This window comes from Streptomyces sp. NPDC088097 (assembly GCF_044741845.1).
Taxonomy (GTDB): Bacteria; Actinomycetota; Actinomycetes; order Streptomycetales; family Streptomycetaceae; genus Streptomyces.
On sequence record NZ_JBIUTJ010000001.1, the window covers coordinates 416,036 to 432,841 of the forward strand.

Below are 16,806 nucleotides of genomic sequence, written 5' to 3' on the forward strand. Positions count from 1 at the left end.
GACCCCCGGGCGGACGGCCCCACCAGGACGCTCGGCCCCGCCACGGGCTAGCCTGAGGCTCGGCAGAACCGGTGCACGACGTGTGCACGATCGGTGAGGAACGCTCCAGGAGGCGCTCGGATGGCTGCAGGCGCCCCGCGGATCTTCGTCTCGCATCTGTCGGGTGTGCCCGTCTTCGACCCCAACGGCGACCAGGTCGGCCGCGTCCGCGACCTCGTCGCGATGCTGCGCGTCGGCGGCCGGCCGCCCCGTCTGCTGGGCCTGGTGGTCGAGGTCGTCAGCCGGCGCCGGATCTTCCTGCCCATGACCCGGGTGACGGGCGTGGAGTCCGGACAGGTCATCACCACCGGGGTCGTCAACATGCGGCGCTTCGAGCAGCGGCCCACCGAGCGGCTGATCCTCGGCGAACTGCTGGACCGGCGGGTGCGCCTGGTCACGGACGACCAGGAGGTCACCGTCCTCGACGTGGCCATCCAGCAGCTCCCGGCCCGCCGCGACTGGGAGATCGACCGGATCTTCGTGCGCAAGGGCAAGGGCGGGGCGCTGCGCCGGCGCGGCGAGACCCTGACGGTGGAGTGGTCGGCGGTGACCGGCTTCTCGCTGGAGGAGAACGGGCAGGGCGCCGAGAACCTGGTGGCGACCTTCGAGACGATGCGCCCCGCCGACCTCGCCAACGTCCTGCACCACCTGACGCCCAAGCGGCGCGCCGAGGTGGCCAACGCCCTCGACGACGACCGCCTCGCGGACGTGCTGGAGGAGCTTCCCGAGGACGACCAGGTGGAGATCCTCGGCAAGCTCAAGGAGGAGCGCGCCGCGGACGTCCTGGAGGCGATGGACCCGGACGACGCGGCCGACCTGCTCTCCGAGCTGCCCGAGGAGGAGAAGGAACGGCTGCTGACGCTGATGCAGCCCGACGACGCGGCCGACGTGCGGCGCCTGATGTCCTACGAGGAGAACACCGCGGGCGGTCTGATGACCACCGAGCCGATCGTGCTCCGCCCGGACGCCACGGTCGCCGACGCGCTGGCCCGCGTACGCCAGTCGGACCTGTCGCCGGCCCTGGCGGCGCAGGTGTACGTGTGCCGGCCGCCGGACGAGACCCCCACGGGCAAGTACCTGGGGACGGTGCACTTCCAACGGCTGCTGCGCGATCCCCCCTTCACCCTGGTCAGCTCGATCGTGGACACCGACCTGCCGCCGCTGCGGCCGGACGCCTCGCTGCCGGTGGTGACCGGCTACCTGGCCGCCTACAACATGGTCGCGGTGCCGGTCGTGGACGAGAGCGGCTCGCTGCTCGGCGCGGTCACGGTCGACGACGTACTGGACCACCTGCTGCCGGACGACTGGCGGGAGACGGACTTCCACTCCGAGGAGGCCGTGCGTGGCCACTGAGCGGGGCCGCGGGGACGCGGCGCGCGAGCGACGCCGGGAGCGGCGCGACCATGCCCGTGAGGGGCTCTCGGACCGGCTGGAGGAGACGGCGGAACGGCTGCGCAACGAGCGGCCGGAGCGCTCCTCCGACCGGGGGAAGCCCGGCGGGCCCTCGGGAGCGGGCGCGGCGTCGCGTTCGCGCGTCCGGCTGGACCAGCCGCGGCCGGCCCGGCGCCGACTGCTGCCCGAGTACGACCCGGAGGCCTTCGGGCGGCTCTCGGAGAAGGTCGCGCGCTTCCTGGGCACGGGCCGGTTCATCGTCTGGATGACGATCGTCATCATCGCCTGGGTGCTGTGGAACATCTTCGCCCCGGACCACCTGCGCTTCGACCAGTACCCGTTCATCTTCCTGACGCTGATGCTGTCCCTCCAGGCCTCCTACGCCGCGCCGCTGATCCTGCTCGCGCAGAACCGGCAGGACGACCGGGACCGCGTCAACCTGGAGCAGGACCGCAAGCAGAACGAGCGGTCCATCGCGGACACCGAGTACCTGACCCGGGAGATCGCGGCCCTGCGGATGGGCCTGGGCGAGGTCGCCACGCGCGACTGGATCCGGTCCGAGTTCCAGGACCTGATCAAGGAGATGGACGAGCGGCGCCTCTTCCCCGGCGAAAGTGACGAAGGCGACCGCTGACGGGCTTTCCTGCGGCGAGCCACCGAGCCGTACCATCGGGGCATGGCTACCGACACAAGCTCTGCCGCCGACGCCGCCGCGCCCGAGCAGGACGCGATCCTGGACGCGCTGTCGACGGTGAACGACCCCGAGATCCACCGCCCGATCACCGAACTCGGCATGGTGAAATCGGTGGAAATCGGCGAGGGCGGCGCCGTGGCCGTCACGGTCTTCCTGACGGTGTCGGGATGCCCCATGCGCGAGACGATCACCAAGAACGTCACCGAGGCCGTGGAGGGCGTCGCCGGCGTCACCTCCGTCTCCGTCACCCTGGACGTGATGAGCGACGAGCAGCGCAAGGACCTGGCGGCGACCCTGCGCGGCGGCACCGCCGAACGCGAGGTGCCCTTCGCCCAGCCCGGCTCGCTGACCCGCGTCTACGCGGTCGCCTCCGGCAAGGGCGGCGTCGGCAAGTCCTCCGTCACAGTCAACCTGGCGGCGGCGATGGCGGCCGACGGGCTCAAGGTCGGCGTGGTCGACGCGGACATCTACGGGCACAGCGTCCCGCGGATGCTCGGCGTCGAGGGCCGTCCCACCCAGGTCGAGAACATGATCATGCCGCCGTCCGCGCACGGCGTGAAGGTCATCTCCATCGGCATGTTCACCCCGGGCAACGCCCCGGTGGTGTGGCGCGGTCCGATGCTCCACCGGGCGCTCCAGCAGTTCCTGGCGGACGTGTACTGGGGCGACCTGGACGTCCTGCTGCTCGACCTGCCGCCGGGCACCGGTGACATCGCGATCTCGGTGGCGCAGCTGGTGCCGAATGCCGAGATCCTCGTGGTGACCACCCCGCAGCAGGCGGCCGCCGAGGTCGCCGAGCGGGCCGGGTCGATCGCGGTGCAGACCCACCAGAAGATCGTCGGCGTGGTCGAGAACATGTCGGGCCTGCCCTGTCCGCACTGTGACGAGATGGTGGACGTGTTCGGCTCGGGCGGCGGCCAGCGCGTCGCCGACGGCCTGACCAAGACGGTCGGCGCCTCGGTGCCGGTGCTCGGCACCATTCCGATCGACGTACGGCTGCGCGAGGGCGGCGACGACGGCACGCCCGTGGTCCTGTCCGACCCGGAGTCTCCGGCGGGCGCCGCGCTGCGCGCCATCGCGGGCAAGCTGGGCGGCCGCGCGCGCGGTCTGTCGGGCATGTCGCTGGGGATCACCCCGCGCAACAAGTTCTGAGCGGGCCCCCGGCCCCTGCCGGCGGGCACGGACACGCGCGAAGGCACCGTCGGGTATCCCGGCGGTGCCTTCGCGCGTGGGGGGCGTGGCGCCGGGGGCACCCGGGGGCGTCGGGCTACTCGTAGGTGCCGAGGTCGCCGATGACGGCGAAGCCGAGCCCGTAGGCGCTCATGCCCCGTCCGTACGCGCCCAGGTGGACGCCGCCCCGGGTGGAGCCGGCGAGGACCCAGCCGAACTCCGACTCGCGGTAGTGGAAGGGCGTCGGCTCCCCGTCCACGGGCAGCGACAGCGTGGACCAGTCCGGGCCGGCCAGGTCGTCGGCCAACTCCCAGGCGGCCTCGATCTGCTGATCGAGCCAGTCGTCGCGCAGCGCGTGGTCCATCTGCTGGGGCCAGCTGTACGCCAACAGGCCCGAACCCGCCAGCCAGGCCGCCGAGGAGACCGAGGTGGCCTCCAGGACGCCGGTGCCGTCACCGCTGCGACGGTTGGGGTGGGCGGCGACGGTGACCACCACCGCGAAGCGCTCCTTCTCCCCGGTGACGATCTCACCCCGGACGGACGGCTCGTCGCCGTGGCCGGTGGAGCCGTGCTCCACGGTGCCGTCGGCGCCGGTGCCGACCTGCATCAGCCGTCGGGGGCCGGTGAACGCCCCGTCCAGCCCGTACCAGGGGAAGTCGGCGGCCAGGAACCCCTCGGCCGCGCGGCGGGCGGCCGGGACGGGTGCGGCGCCCTCCGGGGGCGACTGCTCGGTCTGCTCGGTCTGCGGGGACGCTGCGGCGGGGGCTTCGGCCGGCTGCGCGCCTACCCGGCTGCTGCTCGTGGTCTCCATGTGAAGCGGCCTCTCGTTCCGTGGGGTCCGGAACGGACTCCCCCTCGGTCTCGCTGGGGGGACCCCCTCCCTCGGGCGTCCTGCGTCCGGACAGATGGAGAGGATAGCCATCCGGCTCGGGATCGCCGGGCAGGCCGTGGCTCAGGTGGCGTCGGCGTCGAAGGGCGCACGGGGCTGCGGGGCCGGTACGTCGGGCCTCTTCACGAGGTCGGGACCGGCCGTCGCGGCGGGCGTGGCGACGGGCGTGGCGGAGGAGACTCCGGTGGCCGGGGCGTCCGCGGCCTCGCTGCTGTTCACGGCGTCCGTGACGTCGCTCAGTTCCTTGCGGAGGTCGAAGCTGCTGCGGATGTCCTTGAGGTCCTCGTTCTCCGTCAGCTGCTTGCGGATGAAGGTCTTCGGGTTGAGGTCCTCGAACTCGAAGTCCTTGAATTCCGGACCCAGTTCGGAGCGGATGTCCTGCTTGGCACTGTCCGAGAACGACCGGATCTTGCGGATCACGTTGCTGACGTCCTGGATGACCTTGGGCAGCTTGTCCGGCCCGAAGATGAGGATGGCGAGCACCACGATCGTGACCAGTTCGAGTGCGCCTATGTCGTTGAACACCTTGCCGCTCCTCGGCTCTCTCCACTTCGGGCCAGGCCAACGGTACCCGGCGATGCCCGGGCTGCCCTACGCCGGTGGTGACCCTTTCGCGGATTCACCCGGGCGTCATGCCGCATTCGTGTCAGGAAGCGTCCGCGGAACCGAGCACCACGTCCAGCGTGCGCTCCTTTCCGTCACGGAGCACGGTCAGGGCGAGGTGGTCGCCGGGGCGGTGCGCACGGATCTTGATGATCAGCTCGTCGCCCCCGTGCACGCGGACCCCGTCCACCTTCGTGATCACGTCGTCGGGCTTGATCCCGGCGCGGGCGCCCGGGCCGCCGGACACCACGGAGGGCTTGCCGGCCTCGCCCTTGGCGTCCACGCGGGCCCCGTCCCCCTGGTACTGCATGTCGAGGGTGACGCCGATGACGGGGTGGGTGGCGTGGCCGGTGCGGATCAGTTCCTCGGCGACCCGCTTGCCCTGATTCACCGGGATGGCGAAGCCCAGGCCGATGCTGCCGCTCTGGCGGTCGCCCTCGGAGTCGTCCTCGCCCTTGTCCGCGCCCCGGATCGCACTGTTGATGCCGATGACGTGGGCCTGCGCGTCCAGGAGCGGGCCGCCGGAGTTGCCCGGGTTGATCGGGGCATCGGTCTGTAGCGCGTCCACGTAGCTGACGTCGCTGCCGTCGCCCTTGTCGCCGCCCGCCGTGATGGGGCGACCGGTGGCGCTGATGATGCCGGCGGTGACGGTGTTGGAGAGGTCGAACGGGGCCCCGATGGCCACCACCGGGTCGCCGACGCGGACGTTCTCGGAGTTGCCCAGGGACAGCGGGCGCAGGCCCCGGACCCCCTCCACCTTGACGACGGCCAGGTCGTAGCCGCCGTCGCGGCCGACGAGGGTCGCCGCCACGCTCTCGCCCGTGCTGAAGGTGACCGTGATGTCCTTGGCCCCGGCGACCACGTGGTTGTTGGTGAGGATGTGTCCCTCGCCGTCCAGCACGAAGCCCGTTCCGGTGCCGCCGCCGCCGCTCCCGCTGACGTGCAGGGTGACCACGCCGGGCAGGGCCGTCGCGGCGATGCCGGCCACGCTGTCCGGGGCCCGGCCGCGGGTGTCCGCCGCCGCCTGCGGCAGCTCCAGGCGGGTACTGCTGCGGCGCTCGACCACGATCCCGAGGAAGCCGCCGATGCCGCCCGCGAGGAGGGCGACGGCGGTGGCGAAGGCCAGCACCTTCACGAGGCCTGGGCCGCCGCGGACCGGCCGGCCCTGGTCGGCGACGTGCAGCGGGACCTCGGCCCAGGGGTCGTAGCGCGGTCCGGGGGCGGCGTGGGTCACGGGGGCGCCGGCGGCATCGGGCGCCGCGGGGGCGTCACTCGGGCCGCCCTGCGCGGGGATCGCCGGGGGCGGGGCCTGGGTGACGGCGGAGGGTTCGGCCCGCCCCGCGTCCGCGCCCGCGGCGGGATCGGCCGGGCGGCTCCACCAGGTGGGCGCCGGATCGCTCTGCTGGCTGTCGGACATCGGCGCTCCCCCGCGGGCCTGTCGCGCCGCGGGGCGGCGCATCTGCCGCGAATTCAATCAGGTACCCGGGCCTCGCGGAGGCCCGGGTCCCCAGCCCGTGGCCCCGGTGGGGTCAGCGGGACAGCGAGACCGGCCGCGCCGTGGCCGGGGCGGAGGTGACGGCCGTCGGGAAGCCGCCGCCGGGAGCCAGCGTGGGCACTCCGCCCGGGCTGGGCATCCGGTCGCGCACGACCGCGTCGGACAACGGCAGGGACGGTCCGGGCCGGGCCGCGGGGGCGTCGCCCCGGGCGTTGGGCTCGATCGTGTCGAGCGGCAGCGAGCCGCCGAGCGCGATCGCGGCCAGGGACACCGCGCCGGCTGCGACGAAGGCGAAACGGCGTCTGGGGCGGCCCACCTCGTGGATGGGGAACCCCTCGCGCGGGGAGGCCGGGACGGCGTAGCCGAAGGAGGCGAAGGGATCGACACCCGGAGCCCCGGAACCGAGCGGACGGCCGGGACCTCCGCCGGAGGGACCCGAGGGGCCCTCGGGACCGGCCCCTGGCAGGCCCTGGAGCCGGGCCAGGAGCCCTGCGGAGAGCGGGGGCGGGGCGCTCTCCACGAAGAGGGCTTTCAGGCGCCGCTGGGCATCGGCCTCGGCCTTGCACTTGGCGCAGGTCGCCAGGTGCGCCAGCACCCGCTCGCGGGCGTCGTGCTTCAGCTCCCCGTCCACCAGGGCGGCGAGGCGGTCGCCCAGGTGTTGTTCGGCGGGGGACGGACTGACTCCGCTCACTCGGCTCCGCCCTCTCCCCCGGCGCCGGGGGCACCCACCGACACGCCCGCCAGCGCGCGCTGCTGCTTGCGCGCCTCGGGGGAACGGTGCTTGAGCGCCTTGCGCAGGTGCGAGCGGCCGCGGTGGATGCGGCTGCGGACGGTCCCGAGCTTCACCCCCAGCGTGGCGGCGATCTCCTCGTAGGACAGGCCCTCGATGTCACACAGCACCACGGCGGCCCGGAACTCGGGCGCGAGGGTGTCCAGCGCCTGCTGGACGTCCGCGTCGAAGTGGGTGTCGTGGAGCACCTGCTGGGGGGACGGCTCGCGGCTCGGCAGCCGCTCGGCGGCGTCGTCGGCGAGCGCGTCGAAGCGGATCCGCTGCTTGCGGCGGACCATGTCCAGGAACAGGTTGGTGGTGATGCGGTGCAGCCAGCCCTCGAAGGTGCCGGGCGTGTACGTGGACAACGAGCGGAAGACACGGACGAAGACTTCCTGCGTCAGGTCCTCGGCGTCGTGCTGGTTGCCCGTCAGACGGTAGGCGAGACGGTAGACACGCGCGCTGTGCGTGCTGACGATCTCCTCCCACGTGGGAGGGGTCCACGCCTGCGAGCCCGCATCGGCGGCAAAGGTCGCGGTGGTTGCGGTGGTGGCGGTGTGGAAACGGTCAGCGGTGTCGGTCACGGATTTCGGCTCACCGGCCGACCAGAAGAGGCGTCTCAGCACACCTCCACGATCCACAGGCGCAGCCGCACCTCCCCTGTCGGCTCTGGTGGTGTCCAGCGGAGCCCCTACCATAACCACCCCTCCCGTCAGCTCTGGATAAGCATTTTTGCAGTAACTTTGCCCGGGACCTTGGTCCCGGGCCGACGATCTGCCCGGTGCCGTCCCCTCTATCCCGCCTCTACCCCTCCCAACGCCCGGTCCCATCTGCGGGTTCCCGACGTCAGCGGATACAGTCACCGTTGCGCCAACTATGGGGACAGGAGAGGGTCATTAGCGGCAACCGGCAGACGAGCTGGGCGTTCGCCGACGCGTTTGTCGCCGAGGACGACGCTCTGCGATGGGCCCGCGACCGGTCCAGGGAAGCGGGACTACGGTCCGTCTCCCCCGGCACCGGGGCCGCGCTGCGCCTCCTGGCCGCCATCGCGGACGCCAAGGCGGTCGCCGAGATCGGCACCGGAACCGGGGTCTCCGGCATCCACCTGCTCCACGGGATGCGCGCCGACGGCGTCCTGACCACGGTGGATCCCGAGGCCGACCGGCAGGCCTTCGCCCGCCAGGCCTTCCGCGCGGCCGGCTTCGCCGGGAACCGCGCCCGCTTCATCCCCGGCCGGGCCCTGGACGTACTGCCGAGGCTCGCCGACGGCGGCTACGACCTCGTCTTCTGCGACGGGGACCCCGCCGAGTCCCTCGACTACCTCGCGGAATCGTTGCGCCTGCTTCGGCCGGGCGGGTTGGTGTGCTTCGAGGGAGTCTTCTCCGACGGCCGTACGGTGGACTCCGCCGCCCAGCCGGTGGAGGTCATCCGGGTCCGCGAGCTGCTGCGCAGCGTCCGCGAGAGCCCGGCGCTGGAAGCCGCCCTGCTCCCGGTCGGCGACGGCCTCCTCTGCGCGGTCCGCCGCTAGGCCATGTCGTCAACGTCCCGCCCGGCCCTCGGGGCCCGGCGCGGCGTGTCGGCGCGGCGTGTCGGCGCGGGAAACACAACACCGCCCCGACTGCCGGAGCGGTCGGGGCGGTGCAGAGATCAGATGGTGCCGACGCTTCAGCCGACGACCTTCTTGAGGGCGTCACCCAAGGCGTCCGCCTCGTCCGGAGTCAGCTCGACGACGAGCCGACCGCCGCCCTCGAGCGGTACGCGCATGACGATGCCCCGCCCCTCCTTGGTGACCTCGAGCGGGCCGTCGCCCGTCCGCGGCTTCATGGCCGCCATGCTCGTTCCCCTTCCTGAAACCGGTTCATCGTCAGCCGACGGCCCCGTTCAGGCGCCTAGTACCCGGCATCGAACACATTGCTTCCCGGCCATTATCCCGCATGTCAGGACCCGATGACCAACATCGGATGAGAACGCTTGCGCAACGCGCTCGACCAAAACCACTCATTTCGGGGATCCGCCTGCGATACTTCGCCGCTGCTCCCGGTCCCGGGCACCCCGATTGTTTGACGCACATCACATGTCGGGCCCCGTCCCCGTCCGCCATGCTGGCACCCGGACCGGCCGGTACCGGCCGGTAGCCAAGCCCGCGACGAAGGGGGACCCCCGCCATGGCCGACAGCGTGCTCTACGAAGTCACCGACGGACTCGCCACCATCACGATCAACCGGCCCGACGCGATGAACGCCATGAACACCGAGGCCAAGGTCGCCCTGCGCGACGCGGTCCGGGCGGCGGCCGAGGACACCGCGGTACGGGCGGTGCTGCTCACGGCGGCCGGGACGCGGGCCTTCTGCGTGGGCCAGGACCTCAAGGAGCACATCGGGAACCTGGCGGCGGACCGGGAGCACGGCTCCTCCCTGACGATGAGCACCGTCGCGGAGCACTACAACCCGATCGTGCGGGCCCTCACCGAGATGCCCAAGCCCGTCGTGGCGGGGGTGAACGGGGTCGCGGCCGGGGCCGGGTTCGGATTCGCGCTGGCGGCGGACTTCCGGGTGGTGGCGCAGACGGCGTCCTTCAACACCTCCTTCGCCGGGGTGGCCCTGACCGCCGACTCGGGCGTGTCCTGGACCCTCCCCCGCCTGATCGGCGCCTCCCGCGCGTCCGACCTGTTGCTCTTCCCCCGTTCGGTGAAGGCGGCGGAGGCGTTCGAGCTGGGCATCGCCAACCGTCTGGTGCCGGCGGAGTCCCTGCACGCCGAGGCGGAGTCCGTGGCCCGCGCCCTGGCGGCCGGCCCGACGGTCGCGTACGCGGCCCTGAAGGAGTCCCTGGCCTACGGGGCCTCCCACACGCTCTCCGAGGCACTGGAGCGGGAGGACCTCCTCCAGGCCCGCGCGGGGGCCTCCGAGGACCACTCCATCGCCGTCAAGGCCTTCCTGGCGAAGAGCCCGCCGCAGTACCTGGGGCGCTGAGACCCCGTAAGACGACCGACGGCCTACGCCTCGCGGGACAGGCACCCCGCGAGGTGGTCGTTGACCAGGCCGCAGGCCTGCATGAGGGCGTAGGCCGTGGTGGGGCCGACGAAGCGGATGCCGGCCTTCTTGAGGGCCTTGGCCAGGGCCGTGGACTCCGGGGTGACGGCCGGGACCTCCCCGGTGAGCTTCGGGGCCCGCCCCGGCTCCTCGGGCGCGTGGGACCAGATCAGCGCGTCCAGCTCCCCCGGCTTCCACCCGGCCAGCTCCTTCGCGTTGGCGAGGGTGGCCTCGATCTTGGCCCGGTTGCGGATGATCCCCTCGTCGGCGAGGAGGCGCGCCACGTCCTCGGGACCGAAGCGGGCGACCGCCGCGATCTCGAAGCCGGCGAAGGCCGTGCGGAAGCCCTCGCGCCGGCGCAGGATCGTCAGCCACGACAGCCCCGACTGGAACGCCTCCAGGCAGAGCCGTTCGTAGAGGGCGTCGTCCCCGTGGACGGTCCTGCCCCATTCGGTGTCGTGGTAGGCGACGTAGTCCTCGGTGGACAGCCCCCACGGACAGCGCAGGGCGCCGTCCGGACCGGCCAGCAGCCCGCCCTCGCTCATCGCTCCTCCTTGGTGAGGTCGACCGCGTCGGCACCGGCGCCGTGGGCCTCGCTCCGCGGAGCGGCGGCGGCCGTCAGTTCCGCGATCCGCGCGTCCCGTTCGGCCAGTTCGGCGGCGAGGCGGTCCAGTACGTCGTCCACCTCGGCCATCCGGTAGCCGCGCGGCGCCAACGGGAGCCGCAGGGCGTCGATGTCCGCCCGTACGACCGGCCGGCTCTCCGGCAGCGCGTCGGCGACCCGGTCGGGCTCGGCCTCGGGCAACACGGCCCGCTCGCCTCCGCCGACCACCGCGAGGGTGACCGCGGCCACGACCACGACCAGCGCGATCAGCAAGAACCAGAACACGATCAACTCCCCTGAGAGACTCCGGCCACCAGGTTAAGGTCGCAGACGAGGCGAGCGGGTCGCCGAAGGAGGAAAGAGCAGGATGCTGCGACTGGGCAGGCGCGAGTTCGACACCCACGAGCCGGTGATCATGGCCATCGTGAACCGGACGCCGGACTCCTTCTACGACCAGGGCGCGACCTTCCGCGACGAGCCCGCGCTGGACCGGGTGGAGCAGGCGGTGGCCGAGGGCGCCGCCGTCATCGACATCGGCGGGGTCAAGGCGGGCCCCGGCGAACACGTGGACGCCGCCGAGGAGGCCCGGCGCACGGTCGGCTTCGTGGCCGAGGTCCGGCGCCGCCACCCGGACGTGGTGATCAGCGTGGACACCTGGCGGCACGAGGTCGGCGAGGCCGTCTGCGAGGCCGGGGCGGACGTGCTGAACGACGCCTGGGGCGGGGTGGACCCCAAGCTGGCGGAGGTCGCCGCGCGGTACGGGGCGGGGATCGTCTGCACCCACGCGGGCGGCGTCGAGCCGCGGACCCGGCCGCACCGGACCTCGTACGAGGACGTGATGGAGGACATCCTGCGCGTCACGGTCGGGTTGGCGGAGCGGGCGGCGGCCCTGGGCGTGCCGCGGGAGTCGATCCTGATCGACCCGGGTCACGACTTCGGGAAGAACACCCGCCACTCCCTGGAGGCCACCCGTCGGCTGGCCGAGATGACCGACACCGGCTGGCCGGTGCTGGTCTCGCTGTCGAACAAGGACTTCGTCGGCGAGACCCTGGACAAGCCGGTCAAGGAGCGACTGCTCGGCACCCTGGCGACCACGGCCGTCTCGGCCTGGCTCGGCGCGCAGGTCTACCGGGTCCACGAGGTCGCGGAGACCCGGCAGGTCCTGGAGATGGTCCGGGCGATCCAGGGGCACCGGCCCCCGGCGGTCGCCCGCCGCGGGCTCGCCTGAGCCCGGAGCCGACCGGACGGGGCCCGGGCCGTGAGGCCCGGGCCGGGGCGGCTACTTGCCGACTTCCTTGGTCACCAGCGCGATGGCCTCGTCCACGTCGTCCGTGACGTGGAACAGGTAGAGGTCCTTCTCCGAGGCCTTGCCCTGGGCGATCACCGTGTTGCGCAGCCAGTCGATCAGGCCGCTCCAGTACTCCGTGCCGAACAGCACGATCGGGAAGCGGGTGATCTTCTGGGTCTGCACCAGGGTCAGCGCCTCGAACATCTCGTCCAGCGTGCCGAGACCGCCCGGCAGCACCACGAAGCCCTGGCTGTACTTCACGAACATCGTCTTGCGGACGAAGAAGTACCGGAAGTTCAGGCCGAGGTCGACGTGCTGGTTGAGCCCCTGTTCGAAGGGCAGCTCGATGCCGAGGCCGACCGAGATGCCGTTGGCCTCGCGGGCCCCCTTGTTGGCGGCCTCCATCGCGCCCGGACCGCCGCCGGTGATGACGGCGAAGCCGGCGTCCACGAGGGCGTGCCCGATCCGTACGCCGGCCTCGTACTCCGGCGAGTCCACCGGGGTGCGGGCCGAGCCGAACACGCTGATCGCCGGCGGCAGCTCCGCGAGCGTGCCGAAGCCCTCGATGAACTCCGACTGGATGCGCAGGACCCGCCAGGGATCGGTGTGCACCCACTCGGAGGGGCCGTCCGAGTCCAGCAGCCGCTGGTCCGTCGTACTGCCCGCCTGCACCTGGCCCCGCCTCCTCAGCACCGGCCCGAGCTGCTGCTCCTCGGGCCGACGACGAGCGGAACCTTGGGGGTTGGTGGGGTTGCCCATGATGTGCTCCCTCCTGCTGATCGTTGGATCAGGTTAGGCGCACAAAGGTGACGACAAGCGGAATTCAGGAGGTCAGCCAGGCGCGGAGTCGTTCCTCGCAGTGCAGGATCGCCTTCGTCTCGACGCGTTCGTCGACCTTGTGGGCCAGCAGCGCGTCGCCCGGACCGTAGTTGACCGCCGGAACGCCCAACGCGCTGAAGCGCGAGACGTCCGTCCAGCCGAACTTCGGCATGGCGTGTCCTCCGACGGCCTCCATGAAGGCGGCCGCCGCCGGGTGGCCGAGGCCGGGCAGGGCGCCGGGCGAGGAGTCGTCGATCACGAACTCGGAGATGTCGCAGTCCGCGAACACCTCCCGCACGTGGGCGATCGCCTCGTTCGGGCTGCGGTCGGGGGCGTAGCGGAAGTTCACGGTCACCGTGCAGGCGTCCGGGATGACGTTGTTGGCGACGCCGCCCTCGATGCGCACGGCGCTGAGGCCCTCGTGGAACTCCAGGCCGTCGATGACCGGCCGGCGCGGTACGTAGGCGGCCAGCTTGGCCAGGATGGGGCCGGCGGTGTGGATGGCGTTGGAGCCCATCCAGCTGCGCGCGGAGTGGGCGCGCTCGCCGGAGGTGCGCAGCAGGACGCGCAGGGTGCCCTGGCAGCCGCCCTCGACCTCGGCGTTGGAGGGTTCGAGGAGGACGGCGAAGTCGCCGGTCAGCCAGTCGGGGTGGGCCTCGGCGACCTTGCCGAGGCCGTTGAGGTCGGCGGCGACCTCTTCCTGGTCGTAGAAGACGAAGGTGAGGTCGCGGTTGGGCTCGGGGACCGTGGCGGCGATGCGCAGTTGTACGGCGACGCCGGACTTCATGTCCGTCGTGCCGCAGCCCCACAGGACGTCGTTCTCGTCCAGGCGGGACGGGACGTTGTCGGCGATCGGCACCGTGTCGAGGTGACCGGCGAGCACGACGCGCTCGGCGCGGCCGAGGTGCGTGCGGGCGACGACGTTGTTGCCGAAGCGGTCCACGGTGAGGTGCGGGAGGCCGCGCAGCGCGTTCTCCACGAGGTCGGCGAGTACCTTCTCGTCGCCGCTCACGGAAGGGATGTCGACGAGCCGGGCGGTCAGCTCGGCAGCGTCCATGGTGAGGTCCAGCTCGGATTCGGGCATGGCCCGACCCTAACGCCCGGGAGGGTTCGCACCCGTGTCCGTCCGGCCGATGGACGCGTCATATGCCTCAAGTACGGTGGGCCGCGTGTCCGAGACCGATCGCATCCGCCCCCGTCGTCGCCGCCCGCTGCGCGCCGCCCTGGGGCTGGCCGTCCTGCTCGCGGTGATCGGGTACTTCGCGGTGCAGAGGGACAGCACGGGCGGTGGGCCCCCGTCCTGCACGGCCGGCACCACGGAGGCGGGCGGCGCCGTCCGGACCTACACGATGACCCCGGAGCAGGCCTCGAACGCGGCGACGATAGCCGCGGTCGGGATCTCCAAGGGACTCCCGGACCGGGCCGTGACGATCGCCTTGGCCACGGCGATGCAGGAGTCGGCGCTGCGCAACCTCGACCACGGGGACCGGGACTCGCTGGGCCTGTTCCAGCAGCGGCCCTCGCAGGGGTGGGGCACCCCGGAGCAGATCATGGACCCGGTGTACTCGGCGGGGATCTTCTACGACCGGCTGGCGGAGATCAAGGGCTACACCCGGCTGCCGCTGACGGTCGCGGCGCAGCGGGTGCAGCTCAGCGGTTTCCCGCAGGCCTACGCGAAGCACGAGCCGGACGCGACGGTCCTGACGGCGTCCTTCGGCGAGGTCGGGGCGCGGGCCACGCTGTCCTGCTCGGGCCCGGTCCCCGCGCCCGGCAGCGCGGAGCGGGTCTCGGCGGAGCTGGTGCGCGCCTTCGGCAAGGAGGCGACGCCGGCGGCCCGGAGCACCGGGGGCGTCGGCGGCGCGGGTGCGAAGAGCGGCGCGAAGGCCGGTGCGAAGACCGGCGCGGAGGTCAGCCTGCGGTTCAAGCGGGACGGCGGTACGGCCGAGGCCCGGCGGGTGCGGGCCATGGCGCACTGGGCGGTGGCCCGGTCGCAGGAGTTGGGGATCTCGCGGGTGTCGTACGGGGCCTCGGGCTGGGTCGCGGGCCAGGACGGCGGCCGCTGGCGGCCGGCCGCCGACGCCTCCGGCGGGGGCGCGGACCCGCACGCGGCGGCGCCGGACGAGCTGCGGATCTTCCTCGGCGGCTGAGGGCGCGGGCCGACCGCTCCAGGGGCCTCGTTCGCGCGTACGGGACGTCACCCGTGAGGGGGTCGGGGGCGCTCGCGCCCGGGGGCCGGGGACCGGGTGTCGCGGACCGGCAGAAGGCCAGGTCGGGGCGGGCGGGGACGGCTTCCGGTGGGCTTGTCGCGGAAGCCGATTAAACGATGCGTTACCGATCCTTTACCTATGGCGTCCGCAACTCGGGCCACCCCGGGGGCGGTTGTACACGGCGTACTCAGCCGCTACCGCTTAGGAGCATCATGTCCCTCCCCCTGACCCGCCGGATCGCCCGTACCGCGCTGCTCCTCGCAGCCGGTGCCGCTCCCGTGGTCGGTGCGGCCGGCGTGGCCAGTGCCGCGGGCCTGGAGTCCGTGCCGCAGCTGGGCGCGCTCACCGCACCGGACACCTCGGTCGCGGGTGACGCCGCGGGCGCCGCCGGCGAGGCCCTCCCGGCCGCCGCTCCCGCCGCCGAGGTCGCGGGTGGCGCGGGCCAGGTGCTGGGCGGTCTGCCGGTCGCCGGTCAGCTGCCCGTGAAGGACCTGCCCGTCAAGGACCTGCCGGTGAACGACCTGCCCGTCAAGGACCTGCCCGTCGGGCAGCTCCCGGTGGGCAGCCTGCCCCTGGCCGGGCTGCCGCTGGGCGGCTGACCGCCGCGGACACGCCGAAGGGGCCGGGAGCGCGAACTCCCGGCCCCTTCGGGCTGTCGTACCCGGCCCGCACGGGCGAACCGGCCCGTGCGGGCCGCGCGCCGCCCGGGCGGATCAGCCCAGGCGCTTGACGGCCGCTTCGACCCGCTCGTCGGTGGCCGTGAAGGCGACGCGAACGAAGTTCGCCCCGGCCTCGCCGTAGAAGTCGCCCGGTGCCACCAGGATGCCGAGGGAGGCCAGGTGGGCGACGGTGTCCCAGCAGGGCTCGTCGCGGGTCACCCACAGGTAGAGGCTGGCCTCGCTGTGCTCCACGCGGAAGCCGTGCGCCTCCAGGGCCGCGCGCAGCGCGTCACGACGGGCGGAGTAGCGGGCGCGCTGCTCCTCGACGTGCTCGTGGTCGCCGAGGGCGGCCACGACGGCGGCCTGGACGGGGGCGGCCGTCATCATGCCGCCGTGCTTGCGGATCTGGAGCAGTTCGCCGAGGACTTCGGCGTCGCCGGCGATGAACGCGGCCCGGTAGCCCGCCAGGTTGGAGCGCTTGGAGAGCGAGTGGACGGCCACGAGGCCCTCGTAGGAACCGCCGCAGACGTCGTCGTGCAGGACGGAGACCGGCTCGGCCTCCCAGCCCAGCTCCAGGTAGCACTCGTCGCTGAAGATCAGGATCCCGTGCTCGCGCGCCCAGGCCACGATCCGGATCAGCTCCTCCTTGGCGAGGACCTTTCCGGTGGGGTTGGACGGGGAGTTGAGCCAGAGCAGCTTCACGCCGGTCGGGTCGAGGGTGGTCGGGTCGTCGTAGACCACGGCCTCGGCACCGCACAGGCGCGCGCCGACCTCGTACGTCGGGTAGGCGAGGCGGGGGTAGGCGACCTTGTCGCCGGCGCCCAGGCCCAGTTGGGTCGGGAGCCAGGCCACGAGTTCCTTGGAGCCGACCACGGGCAGCACGTTGTGGTGGCCGGCGGCGCTCGCGCCGAGGCGGCCGCGCAGCCAGCCGGTGATGGCGTCGCGCAGGGCGGGCGTGCCCCAGACCGTCGGGTAGCCCGGGGAGTCGGCCGCCTCGATCAGGGCCCGCTGGATCAGCTGGGGCACCGGGTCCACGGGGGTGCCGACGGAGAGGTCGACGATGCCGTCCGCATGGGCCGCCGCGGTCGCCTTGTACGGCTCCAGCTTGTCCCAGGGGAAGGTGGGGAGACGGTCGGAAACTGCGGCCAC

Annotated in this window: 19 protein-coding genes; 8 read left to right on the plus strand and 11 right to left on the minus strand. The window is 72.8% G+C overall.

The genetic code is table 11. The features are described from left to right. The first annotated feature begins 120 nt into the window (after window positions 1-120). The 3 genes from ACIOD1_RS01830 (at window position 121) to ACIOD1_RS01840 (ending at window position 3,277) form a co-directional block, all read left to right on the plus strand. The gene (locus ACIOD1_RS01830; RefSeq protein WP_365617699.1) at window positions 121-1,392 is read left to right on the plus strand and encodes a magnesium transporter MgtE N-terminal domain-containing protein; all 1,272 of its coding nucleotides are present in this window, start codon (window positions 121-123) and stop codon (window positions 1,390-1,392) included. A gap of 97 nt (window positions 1,393-1,489) precedes the next feature. Beyond that, the gene (locus ACIOD1_RS01835) at window positions 1,490-2,065 is read left to right on the plus strand and encodes a DUF1003 domain-containing protein (RefSeq protein WP_365618042.1); all 576 of its coding nucleotides are present in this window, start codon (window positions 1,490-1,492) and stop codon (window positions 2,063-2,065) included. Window positions 2,066-2,107: 42 nt separating this feature from the next. Then, on the plus strand, window positions 2,108-3,277 hold the full coding sequence (locus tag ACIOD1_RS01840) for an Mrp/NBP35 family ATP-binding protein (RefSeq protein WP_365617701.1): 1,170 nt from the start codon (window positions 2,108-2,110) through the stop codon (window positions 3,275-3,277). 115 nt (window positions 3,278-3,392) lie between these two features. Here the strand turns inward: ACIOD1_RS01840 and ACIOD1_RS01845 are convergent, their stop codons facing one another. The 5 genes from ACIOD1_RS01845 to sigE form a co-directional block, all read right to left on the minus strand. After that, a complete protein-coding gene (locus ACIOD1_RS01845; protein WP_365617703.1) occupies window positions 3,393-4,106 on the minus strand; it encodes a hypothetical protein in 714 nt (237 codons plus the stop codon). Window positions 4,107-4,247: 141 nt separating this feature from the next. Next, complete coding sequence (locus tag ACIOD1_RS01850; protein WP_365617705.1) at window positions 4,248-4,709, minus strand: sec-independent translocase; 462 nt, start codon at window positions 4,707-4,709, stop codon at window positions 4,248-4,250. A gap of 121 nt (window positions 4,710-4,830) precedes the next feature. Next, window positions 4,831-6,204 carry a S1C family serine protease gene (locus ACIOD1_RS01855; RefSeq protein ID WP_401899590.1) on the minus strand — a complete coding sequence of 458 codons (1,374 nt, stop codon included), beginning with the start codon at window positions 6,202-6,204 and terminating at the stop codon, window positions 4,831-4,833. Between the two features lie 112 nt (window positions 6,205-6,316). Continuing rightward, a complete protein-coding gene (locus ACIOD1_RS01860) occupies window positions 6,317-6,973 on the minus strand; it encodes a zf-HC2 domain-containing protein (RefSeq protein WP_401899591.1) in 657 nt (218 codons plus the stop codon). Beyond that, window positions 6,970-7,749, minus strand: coding sequence for an RNA polymerase sigma factor SigE (sigE, locus tag ACIOD1_RS01865; protein WP_365617708.1), 780 nt, complete (start codon window positions 7,747-7,749; stop codon window positions 6,970-6,972). The genes ACIOD1_RS01860 and sigE overlap by 4 nt, the downstream gene beginning before the upstream one ends. A 167-nt stretch (window positions 7,750-7,916) precedes the next feature. Between sigE and ACIOD1_RS01870 the strand changes: the two genes are divergently transcribed. Continuing rightward, on the plus strand, window positions 7,917-8,579 hold the full coding sequence (locus ACIOD1_RS01870) for a class I SAM-dependent methyltransferase (RefSeq protein ID WP_365617709.1): 663 nt from the start codon (window positions 7,917-7,919) through the stop codon (window positions 8,577-8,579). Between the two features lie 137 nt (window positions 8,580-8,716). On the opposite strand, the gene ACIOD1_RS01875 is transcribed toward ACIOD1_RS01870, so the two are convergent. Beyond that, window positions 8,717-8,884 (minus strand): DUF3117 domain-containing protein, encoded by a 168-nt coding sequence (locus ACIOD1_RS01875; RefSeq protein WP_003966491.1) that lies wholly within the window; start codon window positions 8,882-8,884, stop codon window positions 8,717-8,719. A gap of 332 nt (window positions 8,885-9,216) precedes the next feature. Here ACIOD1_RS01875 and ACIOD1_RS01880 point away from each other — a divergent pair, with 332 nt between their 5' ends. Then, window positions 9,217-10,020, plus strand: a complete 804-nt coding sequence (locus tag ACIOD1_RS01880) for an enoyl-CoA hydratase-related protein (protein ID WP_365617711.1) — start codon at window positions 9,217-9,219, stop codon at window positions 10,018-10,020. A 23-nt stretch (window positions 10,021-10,043) separates the two neighbouring features. On the opposite strand, the gene ACIOD1_RS01885 is transcribed toward ACIOD1_RS01880, so the two are convergent. Together ACIOD1_RS01885 and ACIOD1_RS01890 are read right to left on the minus strand one after the other, a co-directional pair. Beyond that, entirely contained in the window at window positions 10,044-10,625 is a 582-nt protein-coding gene (locus ACIOD1_RS01885) for a DNA-3-methyladenine glycosylase I (protein WP_365617712.1), read from the minus strand. Continuing rightward, on the minus strand, window positions 10,622-10,975 hold the full coding sequence (locus ACIOD1_RS01890) for a DivIVA domain-containing protein (protein ID WP_365617714.1): 354 nt from the start codon (window positions 10,973-10,975) through the stop codon (window positions 10,622-10,624). The genes ACIOD1_RS01885 and ACIOD1_RS01890 overlap by 4 nt, the downstream gene beginning before the upstream one ends. A 76-nt stretch (window positions 10,976-11,051) precedes the next feature. On the opposite strand from ACIOD1_RS01890, the gene folP reads away from it, so the two are divergent. Beyond that, window positions 11,052-11,912, plus strand: a complete 861-nt coding sequence (gene folP / locus ACIOD1_RS01895) for a dihydropteroate synthase (protein ID WP_401899594.1) — start codon at window positions 11,052-11,054, stop codon at window positions 11,910-11,912. Between the two features lie 51 nt (window positions 11,913-11,963). Here the strand turns inward: folP and ACIOD1_RS01900 are convergent, their stop codons facing one another. Next, window positions 11,964-12,731, minus strand: coding sequence for a TIGR00730 family Rossman fold protein (locus tag ACIOD1_RS01900; protein WP_365617718.1), 768 nt, complete (start codon window positions 12,729-12,731; stop codon window positions 11,964-11,966). Window positions 12,732-12,795: 64 nt separating this feature from the next. Further along, the gene (gene dapE / locus ACIOD1_RS01905; protein WP_401899596.1) at window positions 12,796-13,875 is read right to left on the minus strand and encodes a succinyl-diaminopimelate desuccinylase; all 1,080 of its coding nucleotides are present in this window, start codon (window positions 13,873-13,875) and stop codon (window positions 12,796-12,798) included. 76 nt (window positions 13,876-13,951) lie between these two features. Here dapE and ACIOD1_RS01910 point away from each other — a divergent pair, with 76 nt between their 5' ends. Both ACIOD1_RS01910 and ACIOD1_RS01915 read left to right on the plus strand, forming a co-directional pair. Next, window positions 13,952-14,938 carry a hypothetical protein gene (locus ACIOD1_RS01910; RefSeq protein WP_401900427.1) on the plus strand — a complete coding sequence of 329 codons (987 nt, stop codon included), beginning with the start codon at window positions 13,952-13,954 and terminating at the stop codon, window positions 14,936-14,938. Between the two features lie 272 nt (window positions 14,939-15,210). Next, a complete protein-coding gene (locus ACIOD1_RS01915; RefSeq protein ID WP_365617722.1) occupies window positions 15,211-15,597 on the plus strand; it encodes an ATP-binding protein in 387 nt (128 codons plus the stop codon). A gap of 114 nt (window positions 15,598-15,711) precedes the next feature. Here ACIOD1_RS01915 and dapC read toward each other — a convergent pair whose 3' ends face one another. Further along, on the minus strand, window positions 15,712-16,806 hold the full coding sequence (dapC, locus tag ACIOD1_RS01920; RefSeq protein WP_365617724.1) for a succinyldiaminopimelate transaminase: 1,095 nt from the start codon (window positions 16,804-16,806) through the stop codon (window positions 15,712-15,714).